Below are 17,263 nucleotides of genomic sequence, written 5' to 3'. Positions count from 1 at the left end.
CAAGCGCCGTTAGAGCCGGTACGCCTTTTTCGCGAGCGTATAGGCAAGTTCCTGCGCCAGCTCGTGCGCCTCGTCTTCGCCGAGCCGATGCTCGGTGACGAGACGCGCCAGAAAAGCGCAATCGACCCGGCGCGCCACATCATGGCGAGCCGGTATGGATGGGAAGGCGCGGGTGTCGTCGTTGAAACCGACGGTGTTGTAGAAACCGGCGGTTTCGGTGGTCATCTCACGGAACCTGCGTATGCCTTCGGGGCTGTCGTGGAACCACCAAGCCGGCCCGAGCTTCAATGCCGGGTAGACGCCGGCGAGCGGCGCCAGCTCGCGCGCATAGCTGGTCTCGTCGAGGGTGAAGAGGATGACGGTGAGGTCGCGCTCCAGCCCGACGCAGTCGAGCAGCGGCTTCAGCGCCGTCACATAATCGGTTCGGGTCGGGATGTCGAAGCCTTTGTCCCTGCCGAACTTCTGAAAGATAGAAGGCGAATGATTGCGCCAGGAGCCGGGATGTATCTGCAGGACCAGCCCGTCGTCGCGGCTCATCTTGGCCATCTCGGTCAGCATCTGGGCGCGAAACAGTTTTCGCTCGCGCTCGTCGTCCGAGCCCCGGCGGATACGGTTGAACAGCTCCGCGGCGGCGGCATCCGAAAGATTGGCGGTGTCGGCCGTCGGATGGCCGTGATCGGAGGACGTCGCACCGAAACTCTTGAAGAAGGCGCGCCGCTGGCGATGCGCATCGAGATAGCCGGTCCAAGTACCGGTGTCGCGGCCGGTGATCTCGCCAAGCCGGTCGAGATTGGCTGAGAAGCCTTCGAAATCGGGATCGACGACCGCATCGGGCCGGTAGGCGGTGACGACGCGGCCCTGCCAGCCGCTCTCGCGGATCATCTGGTGCCATCTGAGATCGTCGAGCGCACCTTCGGTCGTCGCGATGACCTCGATGTTGAAGCGCTCGAACAGCGCCCGAGGGCGATAGTCTTCACGCTGCAGCAGCGTCGCGATCGTGTCGTAGTGGCGGTCGGCTGTCCTGGCATTCAGCGGCTCGCCGATGCCGAACAGATGGGCGAGCACATGGTCGAACCACAGCCGGGTCGGCGTACCCCGAAACAGGTAATAATGCTCGGCGAAGCGCCGCCAGATCGTTCTGCCGTCGGTCTCCACCGGCGAGCCGTCAAGCGTCGGCACCCCAAGCTCCTCAAGCCGAACGCCCTGGCTGAACAGCATGCGGAAAATGTAGTGGTCCGGCACGATCAGCAATTGCGCCGGATCGGGAAACGCCTCGTTGAGCGCATACCAGCGCGGATCGGTGTGGCCGTGCGGGCTGACGATCGGCAGATCCTTGACGGCGGCGTAGAGATCGCGGGCCAGCGAAAGCGGGCGCGCCTCGGCGGCAAACAGCAAATCCGGATCCGTCAATGCGGCCACGTAAATCCTCCCAACCCGGACATCGGTAGGGTCGGAAAGAAATAATGTCAACATACAAAAACTGGGTTGTTGTATGATGACTTTTCGTCGGCCATTGCCCATTGTGCGTGACGGCATCGGGTGTTACGCCGCCTGCCAGCAGGGACCCAACAATCTCGATCAGACACGTGGCGCAATGACCAATAGACGCCTTTCCAACAGCACGCTGAAGGCACTGCCGGCTTCGGTCGCGGTTCCGCGCTACGCCCGCGGCGGCGTCGCACCGGGCATCGTCCATCTCGGCGTCGGTGCGTTCCATCGCGCCCATCAGGCGGCCTATGTCGACGACTGCCTGGCGGCGGGAGAGGCGGACTGGGGCATTGTCGGCGTGTCCTTGCGCAGTCCAGACACGCGCGACGCACTGGCGCCGCAGGATGGTCTCTACACGCTGGCGATCAGGAGCAGCATCGGCGAAGAGCTGCGCGTCATCGGTTCGATCCTGTCGCTGCTGGTGGCGCCGGAAGATCCGGCTGCGGTGCTCGCCGCTCTGACGGGTCAGCGCACCCGCATCGTTACGCTCACGATCACCGAAAAGGCTTATCTGAGAGCAGCCGGCGGCGGTCTGGACAGCACCCATCCGGACATCGTCCATGATTTGGCTAACCCGCAAATGCCACGGACGGCGCATGGTTTTCTCACCGAAGCGCTGTCGCGCCGCCGTTTCGCCGGCATCAAGCCCTTCACCGTGCTCTGCTGCGACAACCTTCCGGCCAATGGCGCTACGCTGCACCGCCTGCTGGTCGAATTCGCAGCACTGCGCGATCCCGGCCTTGCCGGGCACATCGCCGACGGCGTCGCCTTCCCGTCAAGCATGGTCGACCGCATCGTGCCGGCGACCACCGATGCCGACCGGGCGCGTATCGCCGTCGAGCTCGGCGTCGAGGATGCCTGGCCGGTGATGACCGAGCCGTTCTGCCAATGGGTGGTCGAGGATGATTTCCCGGCAGGCAGGCCGGTCTGGGAAAAGTTCGGCGTCACCATGGTCGGCGACGTCGGGCCCTTCGAGGACATGAAGCTGCGGCTGCTCAACGGTTCGCATTCGGCAATCGCCTATCTCGGCCTGCTCAGCGGCTACGACACGGTCGACCGCGCCTTTGCCGATCCGGCGATCCGGCAATTCGTCGACGGACTTTGGGCCGAGGCCATCCCGACACTGCCGCAGGACGCCGGGCTCGATACGGCCGGCTACACGGCCCAGCTCGCCGAGCGCTATTCGAACACCGCGCTCGCCCATCGCACGGCGCAGATCGCCAATGACGGCAGCCAGAAGCTGCCGCAGCGCATAGTCGCCTCGGCCCTCGATCGACTGAGCGCCGGTGACCCGCCCGCGCATCTCATGCTGGTGGTGGCGGCCTGGATCGCCGCTTGCGAGGCGCGCGGCAAAACCTTGCCGGAAGCCCATTTTACCGACCCGATCGACACTCCGCTTACGGCGCTCGGCAGCCGGCCGGCTGATGAAACGGTGACAGCGATATTCGATCTCGCCGGCTTCGCCAAAGACCATTCCCACCGCATGACACTGATCGATCTGACGGCAGCCAATCTCGAGCGCCTGCGGCGGGGCGGAGCTGCCGCTGCCTTCGCGGCGCTTGGCATACGGAGTGAGAAGCCATGAGACAAACCTGGCGCTGGTTCGGGCCAGACGATCCGGTGACGCTTGCCCATGTCCGTCAAGCCGGCGCCGTAGGCATCGTCAGCGCGCTGCATCACCTCAATGACGGCCGCGCCTGGCCGGCGGACGAGATCGCCAGGCGCAAGGCCGACATCGAGGCAGCGGGCCTGACCTGGGATGTGGTCGAGAGCATCGTCGTCCATGAGGACATCAAGACCCGCAGCGGCAACTGGCGCACCCTGATCGACAATTACAAAGCGTCGGTCCGCTCCGTCGCCGCCGCCGGGATCAATACCGTCTGCTATAATTTCATGGCGATCACCGACTGGACGCGCACAGACCTCGATTATCCCATGCCGCATGGCGGCACGGCGCTGCGCTTCGATGTCGTCGAGCTCTGCGCCTATGACGTCTTCATCCTTGAGCGAGAAGGGGCGGAGGCCGATCACCCGCCGGCCCGCGTCGAGGCCGCGCGTGTGCGACTGCAAGGGATGAGCGATAGCGACAAGGCAAGGCTGGAGCGCAACCTGATCGGCTGGGTCCCGGCGCGCGAATTCATCTTCGATCGGGCAAGCTTCCGCCGCGCCCTCGACCTCTACAAGGACGTCTCCACCGAAGGCCTGCGCGAAAACCTGTTTGCCTTCCTGCGCGAGATCGTGCCGGTGGCCGAAGAGGCCGGCGTAAGGATGGCGATCCATCCCGACGATCCACCTTTTTCGCTGTTCGGCCTGCCGCGCATCGTTTCCAATGCCAATGATGCCCGCGCGCTGCTCGACGCCGTCGCTTCGCCGGCCAACGGGTTGACGCTGTGCACCGGCTCCTACGGCGCGGGCGCGCAGAACGATCTGCCGGCAATGGCCAAGGCCTTCGCCGAAAACATCCATTTCGCCCATCTGCGCAACGTCACCAAGGAGCCAGACGGCTCCTTCCACGAAGCCGAGCACCTCGACGGCGACACCGACATGGTGGCGGTCGTGTCGGCGCTGATTGGCGAAGAGCGGCGGCGCAAGGCGGCAGGCAGGGCGGACTGGCAGATCCCGATGCGTCCCGACCATGGCCACGCCATCGTCGACGACATCGGCAAGAAGGTGAACCCCGGTTATTCCTGCATCGGCCGCCTGAAGGGCCTCGCCGAACTGCGCGGCGTCATGCGCGCAGTGGAAATGTTGACCTAAGCAGGTAAGCAAAAAGCCGGACGAGGCCCGGCTTTCAAAAACCCGTGAATGACGTTCGCTTTACGCCGGCAACAGCGCGCCTTCGAGCGTGGTGAGTTGGCTAAGGAACTGCTCGGCCTTGCTGCGGGTCTGATCGTCCTTGGCGTCGGCGGCGTCTTCTTTTGCTTCTTGGATGCGGCGGGCAAGGTCGGCGCGGTCGATGTCGCCGACGGCCACAGCCGATTCCGCCAGCAGCGTGCAGCCGGCCGGAACGATGTCGGCAAAGCCGCCGAACACCACATAGCGCTCTTCCTTGCCTTGCGCGGTCTTCAGCGTAACGACGCCCGGCTTGATTGTGGTCATGACCGGGGCGTGATGCGCCATGACAGTCATCTCGCCTTCGGCGCCCGGGATGACGACGGATTCGACTTGCTCGGAAACCAAGAGGCGCTCCGGCGAGACCAGTTCGAATTTGAAAGCTTCAGGCATGATCAATTTAGCGAGTAGGGAATAGGAAACTAGGCAGTAGCAACTGGCCCTAACCGGCCCACATCACGCAACTGCTATTTCCTAACCACTACTGACTACTCCCTATTCCCTAAATTAAGCCGCTTCGGCGGCCAGGCGCTGTGCCTTCTCGACCGCTTCCTCGATGCCGCCGACCATGTAGAAGGCCGCCTCCGGCAGATGGTCGTAGTCGCCGTTGCAAAGGCCCTTGAAGCCCTTGATGGTGTCGGCGAGGTCGACCAGCTTGCCCGGTGCGCCGGTGAACACTTCGGCGACGAAGAAGGGCTGCGACAGGAAGCGCTCGATCTTGCGGGCGCGGGCAACCGTCTGCTTGTCCTCTTCCGACAGCTCGTCCATGCCCAGGATGGCGATGATATCCTGCAGCGACTTGTAGCGCTGAAGAATCGACTGCACCTGGCGGGCGACCTGGTAATGCTCTTCGCCGACGACCATCGGGTCGAGCATGCGCGAGGTCGAATCGAGCGGATCGACGGCGGGATAGATGCCCTTTTCCGAAATCGCGCGGTTGAGCACGGTCGTCGCGTCGAGGTGGGCGAACGAGGTCGCCGGTGCCGGGTCGGTCAGGTCGTCGGCCGGCACATAGATCGCCTGCACCGAGGTGATCGAGCCCTTGGTCGTCGTGGTAATACGCTCCTGCAGCGCGCCCATGTCGGTGGCCAGCGTCGGCTGGTAGCCCACGGCCGAAGGAATGCGGCCGAGCAGCGCCGACACTTCCGAACCCGCCTGCGTGAAGCGGAAGATGTTGTCGACGAAGAACAGCACGTCCTGGCCCTGGTCGCGGAAATATTCGGCAACCGTCAAGCCGGTCAGGCCGACGCGGGCGCGGGCGCCCGGCGGCTCGTTCATCTGGCCATAGACGAGCGCCGCCTTGGATCCTTCGCCGCCGCCCTTCTTGTTGACGCCGGACTCGATGAACTCGTGATAGAGGTCGTTGCCTTCGCGGGTGCGCTCGCCGACGCCGGCGAACACCGAGAAGCCGCCATGCGCCTTGGCGACGTTGTTGATCAGTTCCTGGATCAGCACCGTCTTGCCGACGCCGGCGCCGCCGAACAGGCCGATCTTGCCGCCGCGGGCATAGGGGGCCAGCAGGTCGAGCACCTTGATGCCGGTGACCAGGATCTGCGCTTCCGTCGACTGCTCGACATAGGTCGGCGCCGGCTGGTGGATCGAGCGCATCTCGATGCCGTCGACTGGGCCTGCCTCGTCGACCGGCTCGCCGATGACGTTGATGATGCGGCCGAGCATGCCCGGGCCGACCGGCACGGTAATCGGTGCACCGGTGTCATAGACGTCCTGGCCGCGGACCAGCCCTTCGGTCGAGTCCATGGCGATGCAGCGCACGGTGTTCTCGCCCAGATGCTGGGCAACCTCGAGCACCAGGCGATTGCCGACGTTGATCGTCTCAAGCGCGTTCAGGATCGCCGGCAGATGTTCGCCGAACTGGACGTCGACAACGGCGCCGATGACCTGCCGAACCTTGCCGGCCAGGCCGGTTTTCTTGATGGTGGCGGCCGGCGTATTCACAGCGGCGGCCTTGGTTGCTGCCGCCTTCTTGGCCGGAGCGGCCTTGGTTGCCGCCGCAGCCTTTGCTGGTGCCGCGGCCTTAGGGGCTGCCGTCTTCGGGGTCGCTGCTTTCGCCATCGTCTTTACCCTTTTCGTCTCTTTGTTTCTCACACGCTTGAGGTCGATGACCTCCTTGTGAGCGTGCCTAGAGCGCCTCGGCGCCCGAAATGATTTCGATCAATTCCTTGGTGATCTGCGCCTGCCGCTGGCGGTTGTAGGTGATCGACAATTTGTTGATCATGTCGCCGGCGTTGCGCGTCGCATTGTCCATGGCGCTCATCTTGGCGCCCATCTCGCCGGCAGCATTCTCGAGCAGCGCGCGAAAAACCTGCACGGAAATGTTGCGCGGGATGAGATCGGAGAGGATTTCGCCCGGCTCCGGCTCGTATTCATAGACGGCGCTGCCGCCATCCTTCACTTCCGCGGCAGCCGAAGGCGTGCCCGCCGGGATAATTTGCTGCGCCGTCGGGATCTGGCTGATCACCGACTTGAACTGCGAATAGAACAGCGTGCAGATGTCGAAGCCGCCTTCGTTGAACAGGTGGATCACCTTCTTGGCGATGGCATCGGCATTGACGAAGCCCAGCGTCTTGACCTCGCGCAGATCGACACGCTCGATGATCAATGCCCCGTAGTCGCGGCGCAATATGTCGAACCCCTTCTTGCCGACGCAGATGATCTTGACCTGCTTGCCGTCGGCCAGAAGCTTGCGGATGTGGTCGCGGGCAAAGCGGGCGATCTGCGAATTGAAACCGCCGCACAGACCGCGTTCGGCCGTGCAGACGACAAGCAGATGCACGTCGTCCTTGCCGGTGCCGGTCATCAGCGCCGGGGCATCGCCGCCGTCGCCGATCGCCTGGGTGATGTTGGCCAGCACCGCGCCCATGCGCTCCGAATAGGGACGCGCCGCTTCCGCCGCTTCCTGCGCGCGACGCAGCTTCGCCGCGGCGACCATCTGCATCGCCTTGGTGATCTTCTGCGTCGCCTTGACCGAGGCGATTCGGTTACGAAGGTCTTTTAACGAAGGCATGCTTCAAACCTGATCCCGTCCGTCCTGCTCAAGCAAAGGTCTTGGCGAAGGCGTCGATTTCTGCCTTCAGCCTGGCGCGCAGATCGTCGGACAGCGCCTTCTCCTTGCGGATGCCGTCGAGCACGTCCTTGCCGGCCGAGCGCATATGCGACAACAGGCCATGCTCGAACTTGCCGACCTGGTTGATCGCAAGCTTGTCGAGATAGCCGTTGACGCCGGCGAAGATCACCGCGACCTGCTCCTCGACTTTGAGCGGCGAGAATTGCGGCTGCTTCAGCAGCTCGGTCAGGCGCGAGCCGCGGTTGAGCAGGCGTTGCGTGGCGGCATCGAGGTCGGAGCCGAACTGCGCGAAAGCAGCCATTTCGCGGTACTGCGCAAGCTCGCCCTTGATCGATCCGGCAACCTGCTTCATCGCCTTGATTTGCGCCGAGGAGCCGACCCGCGACACCGACAGGCCGACATTGACCGCCGGACGGACGCCCTGGAAGAACAGATTGGTTTCCAGGAAGATCTGGCCGTCGGTGATCGAGATCACGTTGGTCGGGATGTAGGCCGAAACGTCGTTGGCCTGCGTCTCGATGATCGGCAGCGCCGTCAGCGAACCGCCGCCATTTTCGTCATTGAGCTTGGCGGCGCGCTCAAGCAGGCGCGAGTGCAGGTAGAAGACGTCACCCGGATAGGCCTCGCGGCCCGGCGGACGGCGCAGCAGCAGCGACATCTGGCGATAGGCGACGGCTTGCTTCGACAGATCGTCGTAGCTGATCAGCGCGTGCATGCCGTTGTCGCGGAAATATTCGCCCATGGTGCAGGCGGTGAACGGCGCCAGGAACTGCATCGGCGCCGGATCGGAGGCAGTCGCGGCGATGATGATCGAATAGTCGAGCGCGCCGCGCTCTTCCAGGACCTTGACGAACTGCGCCACCGTCGAGCGCTTCTGGCCGACGGCGACATAGACGCAGTACAGCTTTTCCTTCTCAGGGCCGTGGTCGTGCACCGATTTCTGGTTGAGCATGGTGTCAAGGATGATCGCGGTCTTGCCGGTCTGGCGGTCGCCGATGACCAGTTCGCGCTGGCCGCGGCCGACCGGGATCAGCGCGTCGATGGCCTTGAGGCCGGTCGACATTGGCTCGTTCACCGATTTGCGCGGGATGATGCCGGGCGCCTTGACGTCGACGCGCTTGCGCTCGGTGGCCTGGATCGGGCCTTTGCCGTCGATCGGGTTGCCGAGCGCGTCGACGACGCGGCCGAGCAAGCCCATGCCGACGGGCGTATCGACGATGGCGCCGGTGCGCTTGACGGTGTCGCCTTCCTTGATGTCGCGGTCAGCGCCGAAGATGACGACGCCGACATTGTCGGCTTCGAGGTTGAGCGCCATGCCGCGGATGCCGCCGGGGAACTCGACCATCTCGCCGGCCTGGACATTGTCGAGACCGTAGACGCGGGCGATACCGTCACCGACAGACAGCACCTGGCCGACTTCGGAGACCTCGGCCTCCTTGCCGAAATTCTTGATCTGGTCTTTCAGAATTGCGGAAATTTCCGCGGCGCGGATGTCCATCAGCCGACCTCTTTCAGTGCAAGCTTGAGCGAATTGAGTTTGGTTTTGAGCGACGTATCGATCTGGCGCGACCCGATCTTGACCACCAGTCCGCCGAGCAGCGACGGATCGACGGTGACCGTGATCGCCACGTCCTTGCCGGCGACGCTTTTCAGCGCCGCTTTCAGCTCGGTTTCCTGGGCAGGCGTCAGCGCATGCGCCGAGGTGACCTCGGCAGCGGTCTCGCCACGGTGTTCGGCGGCGATCTGGCGGAACGCCTTGATCATGCCGGGCACGGCAAACAGCCGGCGATTCTGGGCAACGACGCGCAGGAAATTGCCGGTGAGGCCGGCAATCCCTGCTTTGTCGGCGATCGCGGCGATCGCCTTGGCCTGGTCCTCGCTGGAGAAGACCGGGCTCCTGATCAGCCGCGAAAGGTCAGCGCTGCCTTCGAGCATGGCTTCGAACCTGTTGAGGTCGGCCTCGACGCTCGCGACCGAATTGGCCTGCAGCGCGAGTTCGAACAGCGAACCCGCATAGCGTTCTGCGACACCTGAGATTGGCGATGACGATTGGGCCACGGACCGTCTTTTCTCTTGTCTGACAGGCCGCAGATTGTTGGCGCGAGCAAAAACTCTGGCTAAATCTTTGACCTTACTGCATTTTTCCAAGCACGGAGGCGCGGCTTCCGCTATCCCCGGTCGAAAGTCGATTGCCGTCTAGCACAGGGATTTTCAGACCGCAATGCGTCGTCCGGCATGGTTTTCAGGCACTATTGTCGCATCCGCTGGCCGAGTTCAGCAACCAACCCCGGATTGATCCCTGATTCAGGGCAAAAAGCCGAAGACGAAGGCGAGCGGCAAGGCGGCCAGCACCAGTTCGACGACGATGGAACCCCAGTTGAAAGGTGTGTTGGCGCCATCCGACATCATCGACAGCAGCCGGCCGAAGGCGGTGAACAGCCAGGAGAAGCCGAGCGCCATGTAGAGCCATGGTTGTGCCAGCAGAATGCAACATAGGCTGACGCCGAGATAGAAGCCCGACATCCTGCCGCGCCCCTCGGCGATCGCCGCCGCCTTCTCCGGCTTGACCTGCAGCCGCAGGATGCGGAATGCCAGCTGTGGCGCCAGGAATAGCAATAGGCCGAGCAACAAGGTCGCGACCGCGCTCGACCATGCCAGCCACTCGCCCTGGCTCATCGGCCACGGAAACGCAAATTCCATCTTGTCCCCTCGTAAATGCATAGTCGAAATTTCGGACATTCTAGCGAAGCAACTGACATGCGCCAGATGGCCGTCGGCAATATGCAGGGCGCGTCAGCCCAACGCGCGCGCCGTTGTCTCGACCGGGCTAACAGGATGTTACACGACCGGCTGTTTTTTTCTGCACAATTCCTATTTGTGGCTACATGAGACCACAAGGGGTTCCGCGCATGAAGACGATGCAACTACGAGAGGCAAAGGCCAGCCTTTCCGCGCTCGTGGAGGCTGCTGAGAACGGTGAGCCCACGGTTATCACCAAGCACGGCAAGCCCGCAGTCATGGTGGTGTCAATCGGTGAGGGACGGAAACTTTATCCGCAGAACAGCCAAAAAGACTTCGTGGATTTCCTGCTTCGGTATCCAGGCGGCATCGAGCTTGAGCGAAACGAATCGCCGTCGCGGTAAGTGGAGTTTTGACCGGCTATCTGCTTGATAAGTCTTTTCTCTCGGCATTTGCACCTGGTCGGCCTCTGCTTCCGTCACACGTGCAGAACTGGCTTGCCGAACAAAGAGAACGCGGCTCTTGGCAGCTCTCGTCGATAGTTATCTTGCGAAACTGAAGCGGGCGGGCGGACATATGAAGGCAGAGCGCATCAATGAGTGGTTCGAAAGGTTGCTTCTGGAGTTCAACCAGCGCATCCTTCCCATCGACTTAGCTATCGCGCGAGAAGCTGGAAAACTCGAAGATGCCACGATCGCCAGAGGCGCCAATCCGGGTCTGGCGGACGTTCTGATCGCAGCTGCTGCCCGTTTGCACGGCCTGTCAGTTTTGACGGCCAACACCCGGCATTTTGCGATTCTCGACGTGCCTTACCTGAACCCATTCACCGAAGGCGTCTCGAAAGGGTAATTCGACAGCTTACAAGAAGCTCTGCGGGTCGATGTCGACCTGGACTCGCACCGAGCCCCTTATCTTCGGTCCCTCGGCCAGCATGGTGCGAATGAACCCTTGCATGTCGGCGCGCCGCTCGCCCTGGATCAGCAGGCGAAAGCGATGGCGGCCGCCGATCAATGACAGCGGCGCCTCGGCCGGGCCGAGCACGAACAGGTCGGTGGCTTGCGGCGCGGCGCGACGCAGGCCACGGGCGTGCCCTTCGGCTTCGGCGCGTGTCGCCGCGCTGACGATGACGCCGGCGAGCCTGCCGAAGGGCGGCAACCCCGCCCGCTCACGCTCCGCGATCTCGCGCTCATAGAAGGCCTCGGCGTCGCCGGAGACGATCGCGCGCATCACCGGGTGGTCGGGTTGGAAGGTCTGCAGCAGGCCGAGGCTTTTCTTGCCGGTGCGGCCGGCGCGGCCGGTCACCTGGCTGAGCAGCTGGAAGGTGCGCTCGGCGGCGCGCGGGTCGCCATTGGCAAGGCCGAGATCGGCATCGACCACACCGACCAGCGTCATGTTGGGGAAATTATGGCCCTTGGCGACGAGTTGCGTGCCGATGACGATGTCGGCCTCGCCATTGGCGATGGCTTCAAGCTCGAGTCGCAGCCGTCGCACGCCGCCCATCAGGTCGGACGACAAGACGATGGTGCGGGCATCGGGGAAATGCGCGACGACCTCCTCGGCGATGCGCTCGACGCCCGGCCCGCAGGCGACCAGATGGTCGAGCGTGCCGCATTCCGGGCAGGCTTCGGGCCGGCGTTCATTGTGCCCGCAGTGGTGGCAGACGAGCAGGCCGCGAAAGCGATGCTCGACCAGCCAGGCCGAGCAGACCGGACAGCCAAAGCGGTGGCCGCAGACTCGGCAGAGCGTCAGCGGCGCATAGCCGCGCCTGTTGAGGAACAGCAGCGACTGTTCCTTTCTCTCCAGCGTCTGCCGCATATGGCCGAGCAGCACCGGCGACAGGAAGCCGCCGCGTGCCGGCGGCGCGCGGCGCATGTCGACCGTCTTGAGATCGGGAAGTGCCGCCTCGGCAAAGCGCGCCGAAAGCACCGCCCTGCTATAGCGGCCCTGGCTGGCATTGACCCGGCTTTCGACCGACGGTGTCGCCGAAGCGAGCACGACTGGAAAGCCGCCGATATGGCCGCGCACCACAGCCATGTCGCGCGCGTTGTAGAAGACGCGATCCTCCTGCTTGTAGGCGGGATCGTGCTCTTCGTCGACGACGATCAGTCCAAGCTCCCTGAACGGCAGGAACAGCGCCGAGCGCGCGCCGGCGACGACCCGCACGCCGCCTTCCGCCACCTGTCGCCAGACCTTTTCGCGCATTCTTGGCGGCAGGTCCGAGTGCCACTCCGCCGGCTTGGCGCCGAACCGCTCCTGGAAGCGTTCGAGAAAAGCGTGGGTCAGCGCAATTTCCGGCAGCAGGATCAGCACCTGCTTGCCACGATCGAGCGCGGCCGCGACCGCCTCGAAATAGACCTCCGTCTTGCCGGATCCGGTTACACCGTCGAGCAGGGTGACACCGAATGTGCCGGTCGCGATATTGGCGCGCAGCGTCTCGGCGGCATCGCTCTGGTCCGGCATCAGTGAAGGCTGGGCGTAGCCCGGGTCGGGTGCTGCGACTACCGGCCGCGGCGGGATCATCACCGTCTCGAATACCCCCTGCGCCCGCAGCCCGTCCACCACCGTCGACGACACGCCTGCCGCATGCGCCAGGCCGGACCGCGTCCAGGCCAGTCCGCCTTCGGCTGTCTCCAACACGCGCGTCCTCGCCTCCGTCATCCGGTCGGGTCTGGCGAAGGTGCGCTGCAGCCCTTCGATCCACGGCTCCGGATCGAACGCTTCTGGCGCCCTGAGCAGCATGCGCGCCACCATGCCGGGCGGCGACAGCGTGTACTGCGCCACCCAATCGACAAAATGCCGCATCGCGCGGTCGATCGGCGGGCAGTCGAAAACCTGCTCGATCGGCCGCAATTTCTTCGCGTCGACCTTTTCGACGGCGCCGTCCCAGACGATGCCGGCGACCTGGCGGGGCCCAAGCGGAACGCGCACGATCGAGCCCGGCACCACGCGCATGCCAGCCGGCACGGCATAGGTGTAGGGGCGCTCGGCGGGCATCGGCACCAGCACCGGTGCGGCCGCGACAAAGGGCGAATCTTCGATCATGAGGCGTGACCTTGCCCCGACTTTGGTCTAGATCAAAGTCCGACCCCAAATGTGCATGACGTGCACATGAAAAATCTTCAGGAGACCGCCATGAAATTTTTTGTCGACACCGCCGATGTCAAGGAAATCCGCGAGCTGAACGATCTGGGGCTACTCGACGGCGTAACCACCAATCCGTCGCTGATCCTCAAATCCGGCGGCAAGATCGCCGACGTCACAAGAGAGATCTGCGAGATCGTCAAGGGCCCGGTCTCGGCCGAAGTCGTCGCCACCGAATACAAGGACATGATGGCGGAGGCCAAGATCCTGGCCAGGATCGCCGACAATGTCTGCATCAAGGTGCCGCTGACGCTCGACGGCCTGAGAGCCTGCAAGGACATCCGGTCGGACGGCCGCATGGTCAACGTCACGCTGTGCTTCTCGGCCACCCAGGCGCTGCTCGCCGCCAAGGCCGGCGCCTCCTTTATCTCGCCCTTCGTCGGCCGCATCGACGACAGCGGCTGGGACGGCATGGAGCTGATTGCCGATATTCGCACCATCTATGACAATTATGACTTCCAGACTGAAATCCTGACCGCTTCGGTGCGCACCGTGAACCATGTCAAGCAGGCGGCGCTGATCGGCGCCGACGTCATCACTGCGCCGCCGGCAACGCTCAAGGCACTGGTCAAGCACCCGCTGACCGACAAGGGCCTGGAGCTGTTCCTCGCCGACTGGGCAAAGACCGGGCAGAAGATCGGCTGAAGCGACTATCCTGCGAACAAAAAAGGCCGAGCAATCGGCCTTTTTTGCAGATTGCGCACTCTGGAAACACCTAGCTTGCCGCCGGCTTGCCGTGCTTGATCAGATCCTGGGCGATCGACAGCCGCAGCACATCCGCCAGTTCGCGCGCCGCACGGTTCTCGGCGTTGATCTGGGCTCGGTATGACGCGAATTCCTGGCGGGGCCTGTCGTATGACGACGGAATCGAGCGCTTGCCCCTCGCTATGACCGTGCCCGTCTTGGCATCGCTGAGCACATAGTTGGCGGTCAGCGTCACGGTGCCGGCGGTCGGCTCGTCCTCGTCGGTCGTGACCTGCTCGATTGCCGCCGATTCGACGAGTTCGGAGACGCCCAGATCAAGCGAATAGACCGGCGAAGCTGGCTCGCCGGCGCCCTGGCCGAGTGCGAAGATCAAATTGTTGCGGACCTGCTGGGCGTAGCGGGTCTTGACCGGCTTGACCGAGATCGATGCCAGCTCGGCAGCAGCGCCGACCTGCGAGCCGGCGACCAGCGGCGCGCTCGAATAGAGCGGCCGCACCGTGCAGGCGGAAACCAGCGCCACCGAGGCGAGCAGCCCGCAAAGCACGATACGGCGCACCGTCAGCTCTGTCTTTCGCGGCTTAGGCAACGACATTGACGATCCTCTGCGGCACGATGATCACCTTGCGCGGCGCCTTACCTTCGAGCGCTTTCTGAACGAAGTCGAGAGCCAGAACCGCCTTTTCGACCGCACCTTGATCCGCGTCGCGGGCAATTGTCAAATCGCCGCGTTTCTTGCCGTTGACCTGCACCGGCAGCACGATCTCGGCGTCGACGACAAGCGAGGGATCGTAGTCCGGCCAGGGCCGTTCGGCGACAAGGTCGGTGCCGCCGAGCGTCTGCCAGCACTCCTCTGCCAGATGCGGCATGACCGGCGCGATCAGGTGCACCAGGATCTCGACGGCCTCACGGCAGGCCGCTTGCAGCGCCGGACCGGCTTTGCCCTCTGCCGTCTCATTGAGCGGTACGGTCAAGGCATTGGCGAGCTCATAGATGCGGGCGATGGCGCGGTTGAAGGCGAGCTTTTCGATGTCCTCGCCGACCGACTTCAAGATCTTGTGCGCGGCCTTGGACACTGTCCCGGCCTCGCCGTCCTTCGCCGCCTCTGGCCGGACTCCGGCGAGCGATTCGGCAGCCGTCGACACCAGCCGCCAGATGCGCTGGATGAAGCGATGGGCGCCGGCCGCACCCTCGTCGGTCCATTCGACATCGCGCTCGGGCGGCGAGTCCGACAGCATGAACCAGCGCGCCGTATCGGCGCCGTAGCCGTCGGTGATTTCTTCCGGGCTCACCGTATTCTTCTTCGACTTCGACATTTTTTCGAGCGGACCGATCACCGCCTCTTCACCGGTGGCGATTTCGAAGGCGCGGCGCTTGCCGTCGGCGTCTTCCAGCCTGACCTCGCTGGGCGCAAGCCAGCGGCCGTTCGAGGCGCCGCCAACCCGATAGGTCTCGTGCACCACCATGCCTTGCGTGAACAGGCCCCTGAACGGCTCGGCCAGATCGACATGGCCGGTCTCGCGCATGGCGCGGGTGAAAAAGCGCGAATAGAGCAAATGCAGGATCGCATGCTCAATGCCGCCAATATACTGGTCGACCGGCAGCCATTCAGTCGCGGCCTTGGGATCGGTCGGATCGTTTGCCCAGGGCGCCGTGAAGCGCGCGAAATACCACGAAGAATCGACGAACGTGTCCATCGTGTCGGTTTCGCGCCGCGCGTCCTTGCCGCAACGCGGGCATTTGACGTGCCGCCATGTCGGATGGCGATCGAGCGGATTGCCCGGCCGGTCGAACTCGATATCATCCGGCAGCCTGACCGGCAGGTCGGCTTTCGGCACCGGCACCACGCCGCAATCCTCGCAATGGATCATCGGGATAGGGCAGCCCCAATATCGCTGGCGCGAAATGCCCCAGTCGCGCAGGCGGAAGTTCACCTTGCGCTCGGCCATTGGCCGGTTGCCGATAGTCTTTTGTTCCAGCAGCTTCGCCACCTCGTCGAACGCCTGATCAGGCTTCATGCCGTCGAGGAAGCGCGAATTGATCATCACGCCGTCGCCGACATAGGCCTCATCGATGACCTGGAAGCTTCCTTGATTCTCGCCTTCCGGCATCACCACCGGAATGACCGGCAGGCCGTATCTGTTGGCGAAGTCGAGGTCGCGCTGGTCACCGGACGGGCAGCCGAAGATGGCGCCGGTGCCGTAGTCCATCAGCACGAAATTGGCGACGTAGACGGGCAGCGTCCACTTCTCGTCGAACGGATGGACGACGCGAATGCCGGTATCGAAGCCCTTCTTCTCGGCCGTCTCCAGGGCCGCCACCGAGGTGCCCATATGGCGGACCTCGTCGATGAACTTTGCCAGCGCCGGATTGTCTTCGGCGGCCTTTTTGGCTAGCGGATGGTCGGCGGCAATCGCCATGAAGGAGGCGCCGAAGATGGTGTCCGGCCTTGTCGTATAGATTTCGAGCTCATGCTCGCCGGCTGCCGGCTTGGCCAGCGGCCAGCGGATCAGCAGACCTTCCGAACGGCCGATCCAGTTCGCCTGCATCAGCTTCACTTTTTCCGGCCAGTCGTCGAGCTGATCGAGCGAATCCAGCAGGTCCTGCGCATAGTCGGTGATCTTGAAGAACCACTGCGTCAGCTCGCGCTGCTCCACCAAGGCCCCCGAGCGCCAGCCGCGTCCGTCGATGACCTGCTCGTTGGCAAGCACCGTCATGTCCTCCGGATCCCAGTTGACCTTGGAGGATTTGCGCGTCACCAGCCCCTTCTCGACGAAATCGAGGAACAGCATCTGCTGGCGGTGATAGTAATCGACATCGCAGGTGGCGAACTCGCGCGCCCAATCGAGCGACAGGCCCATGACCTTGAGTTGCTCGCGCATGGCGGCGATGTTCTGATAGGTCCAGTCCTTGGGATGGACCTTGTTCTGCATCGCCGCGTTTTCGGCTGGCATGCCAAAGGCGTCCCAGCCCATCGGGTGCAGCACGTTGAAACCCTTGGCCCGCTTGTAGCGCGCCACCACGTCGCCCATCGTATAGTTCCGCGTATGGCCGATATGGATGCGCCCCGACGGATAGGGGAACATCTCCAGCACGTAATATTTCGGGCGCGGGTCGTCATTGTCGGCTTCGAACAGCTTCTTGGCGTCCCAGGCCTTCTGCCATTTGGGCTCTGACGCGCGCGGATTGTATCGTTCGGTTGCCATCGGGTGTTTTTCACTTAAAAGCATGCGCGAGCCGCCGGACAATGCCCGGGCGGCTCAGGAAATGTCGTCG

15 protein-coding genes are annotated in these 17,263 nt (G+C 63.7%); 5 read left to right on the top strand and 10 right to left on the bottom strand.

Going from position 1 to position 17,263, the window contains the following annotated elements:
* Nucleotides 1–9 precede the first annotated feature (9 nt).
* On the bottom strand, nt 10–1,419 hold the full coding sequence (uxaC, locus tag NKJ12_RS04060) for a glucuronate isomerase (protein ID WP_352504893.1): 1,410 nt from the start codon (nt 1,417–1,419) through the stop codon (nt 10–12).
* Nucleotides 1,420–1,594: 175 nt separating this feature from the next.
* On the opposite strand from uxaC, the gene NKJ12_RS04055 reads away from it, so the two are divergent.
* Together NKJ12_RS04055 and uxuA are read left to right on the top strand one after the other, a co-directional pair.
* Nucleotides 1,595–3,073, top strand: coding sequence for a mannitol dehydrogenase family protein (locus NKJ12_RS04055; protein ID WP_352701324.1), 1,479 nt, complete (start codon nt 1,595–1,597; stop codon nt 3,071–3,073).
* Nucleotides 3,070–4,245, top strand: a complete 1,176-nt coding sequence (gene uxuA / locus NKJ12_RS04050) for a mannonate dehydratase (protein ID WP_352701323.1) — start codon at nt 3,070–3,072, stop codon at nt 4,243–4,245. The genes NKJ12_RS04055 and uxuA overlap by 4 nt, the downstream gene beginning before the upstream one ends.
* Nucleotides 4,246–4,305: 60 nt before the next feature.
* Here uxuA and NKJ12_RS04045 read toward each other — a convergent pair whose 3' ends face one another.
* The 6 genes from NKJ12_RS04045 to NKJ12_RS04020 all read right to left on the bottom strand — a co-directional run bounded on the left by NKJ12_RS04045 (nt 4,306) and on the right by NKJ12_RS04020 (nt 10,105).
* On the bottom strand, nt 4,306–4,713 hold the full coding sequence (locus NKJ12_RS04045; RefSeq protein WP_352701322.1) for a F0F1 ATP synthase subunit epsilon: 408 nt from the start codon (nt 4,711–4,713) through the stop codon (nt 4,306–4,308).
* Between the two features lie 114 nt (nt 4,714–4,827).
* Entirely contained in the window at nt 4,828–6,393 is a 1,566-nt protein-coding gene (gene atpD, locus NKJ12_RS04040) for a F0F1 ATP synthase subunit beta (protein ID WP_352479582.1), read from the bottom strand.
* 67 nt (nt 6,394–6,460) lie between these two features.
* Nucleotides 6,461–7,345 (bottom strand): F0F1 ATP synthase subunit gamma, encoded by an 885-nt coding sequence (locus tag NKJ12_RS04035; protein ID WP_352701321.1) that lies wholly within the window; start codon nt 7,343–7,345, stop codon nt 6,461–6,463.
* Nucleotides 7,346–7,373: 28 nt separating this feature from the next.
* A complete protein-coding gene (gene atpA, locus NKJ12_RS04030) occupies nt 7,374–8,903 on the bottom strand; it encodes a F0F1 ATP synthase subunit alpha (protein WP_352648923.1) in 1,530 nt (509 codons plus the stop codon).
* Nucleotides 8,903–9,463 (bottom strand): F0F1 ATP synthase subunit delta, encoded by a 561-nt coding sequence (locus NKJ12_RS04025; RefSeq protein ID WP_352648921.1) that lies wholly within the window; start codon nt 9,461–9,463, stop codon nt 8,903–8,905. The genes atpA and NKJ12_RS04025 overlap by 1 nt, the downstream gene beginning before the upstream one ends.
* A 246-nt stretch (nt 9,464–9,709) precedes the next feature.
* Nucleotides 9,710–10,105, bottom strand: a complete 396-nt coding sequence (locus tag NKJ12_RS04020; protein WP_352701319.1) for an AGROH133_08824 family phage infection protein — start codon at nt 10,103–10,105, stop codon at nt 9,710–9,712.
* A gap of 209 nt (nt 10,106–10,314) precedes the next feature.
* Between NKJ12_RS04020 and NKJ12_RS04015 the strand changes: the two genes are divergently transcribed.
* Together NKJ12_RS04015 and NKJ12_RS04010 are read left to right on the top strand one after the other, a co-directional pair.
* Nucleotides 10,315–10,548: a type II toxin-antitoxin system Phd/YefM family antitoxin gene (locus NKJ12_RS04015; protein ID WP_254820451.1), complete on the top strand. Its 234-nt coding sequence runs from the start codon at nt 10,315–10,317 to the stop codon at nt 10,546–10,548.
* 118 nt (nt 10,549–10,666) lie between these two features.
* On the top strand, nt 10,667–10,993 hold the full coding sequence (locus NKJ12_RS04010; protein ID WP_352701318.1) for a PIN domain-containing protein: 327 nt from the start codon (nt 10,667–10,669) through the stop codon (nt 10,991–10,993).
* Between the two features lie 9 nt (nt 10,994–11,002).
* On the opposite strand, the gene NKJ12_RS04005 is transcribed toward NKJ12_RS04010, so the two are convergent.
* Nucleotides 11,003–13,186 (bottom strand): primosomal protein N', encoded by a 2,184-nt coding sequence (locus NKJ12_RS04005; RefSeq protein ID WP_352701316.1) that lies wholly within the window; start codon nt 13,184–13,186, stop codon nt 11,003–11,005.
* 90 nt (nt 13,187–13,276) lie between these two features.
* On the opposite strand from NKJ12_RS04005, the gene fsa reads away from it, so the two are divergent.
* Complete coding sequence (gene fsa / locus NKJ12_RS04000; protein ID WP_023678103.1) at nt 13,277–13,930, top strand: fructose-6-phosphate aldolase; 654 nt, start codon at nt 13,277–13,279, stop codon at nt 13,928–13,930.
* Nucleotides 13,931–14,000: 70 nt separating this feature from the next.
* On the opposite strand, the gene NKJ12_RS03995 is transcribed toward fsa, so the two are convergent.
* Together NKJ12_RS03995 and leuS are read right to left on the bottom strand one after the other, a co-directional pair.
* Nucleotides 14,001–14,582: an LPS assembly lipoprotein LptE gene (locus NKJ12_RS03995; protein WP_352701315.1), complete on the bottom strand. Its 582-nt coding sequence runs from the start codon at nt 14,580–14,582 to the stop codon at nt 14,001–14,003.
* A complete protein-coding gene (leuS, locus tag NKJ12_RS03990) occupies nt 14,569–17,193 on the bottom strand; it encodes a leucine--tRNA ligase (protein ID WP_352701314.1) in 2,625 nt (874 codons plus the stop codon). Before leuS ends, NKJ12_RS03995 begins: the two co-directional genes overlap by 14 nt.
* Between the last annotated feature and the right edge of the window lie 70 nt (nt 17,194–17,263).

The organism is Mesorhizobium sp. M0195, assembly GCF_040322115.1.
Lineage (GTDB): Bacteria > Pseudomonadota > Alphaproteobacteria > Rhizobiales > Rhizobiaceae > Mesorhizobium.
Note: the sequence above shows the minus strand (reverse complement) of the source record. Positions and strands in the feature narration are given on the sequence as shown.

Bases quoted from the DNA above. Each gene is read 5' to 3' on its own strand.
- atpA (WP_352648923.1), bottom strand. From the start codon at position 8,903: ATGGACATCCGCGCCGCGGAAATTTCCGCAATTCTGAAAGACCAGATC.
- NKJ12_RS03995 (WP_352701315.1), bottom strand. From the start codon at position 14,582: ATGTCGTTGCCTAAGCCGCGAAAGACAGAGCTGACGGTGCGCCGTATC.
- NKJ12_RS04020 (WP_352701319.1), bottom strand. From the start codon at position 10,105: ATGGAATTTGCGTTTCCGTGGCCGATGAGCCAGGGCGAGTGGCTGGCA.
- leuS (WP_352701314.1), bottom strand. From the start codon at position 17,193: ATGGCAACCGAACGATACAATCCGCGCGCGTCAGAGCCCAAATGGCAG.
- fsa (WP_023678103.1), top strand. From the start codon at position 13,277: ATGAAATTTTTTGTCGACACCGCCGATGTCAAGGAAATCCGCGAGCTG.
- NKJ12_RS04005 (WP_352701316.1), bottom strand. From the start codon at position 13,186: ATGATCGAAGATTCGCCCTTTGTCGCGGCCGCACCGGTGCTGGTGCCG.
- NKJ12_RS04045 (WP_352701322.1), bottom strand. From the start codon at position 4,713: ATGCCTGAAGCTTTCAAATTCGAACTGGTCTCGCCGGAGCGCCTCTTG.
- uxuA (WP_352701323.1), top strand. From the start codon at position 3,070: ATGAGACAAACCTGGCGCTGGTTCGGGCCAGACGATCCGGTGACGCTT.
- atpD (WP_352479582.1), bottom strand. From the start codon at position 6,393: ATGGCGAAAGCAGCGACCCCGAAGACGGCAGCCCCTAAGGCCGCGGCA.
- NKJ12_RS04035 (WP_352701321.1), bottom strand. From the start codon at position 7,345: ATGCCTTCGTTAAAAGACCTTCGTAACCGAATCGCCTCGGTCAAGGCG.
- NKJ12_RS04055 (WP_352701324.1), top strand. From the start codon at position 1,595: ATGACCAATAGACGCCTTTCCAACAGCACGCTGAAGGCACTGCCGGCT.
- NKJ12_RS04015 (WP_254820451.1), top strand. From the start codon at position 10,315: ATGAAGACGATGCAACTACGAGAGGCAAAGGCCAGCCTTTCCGCGCTC.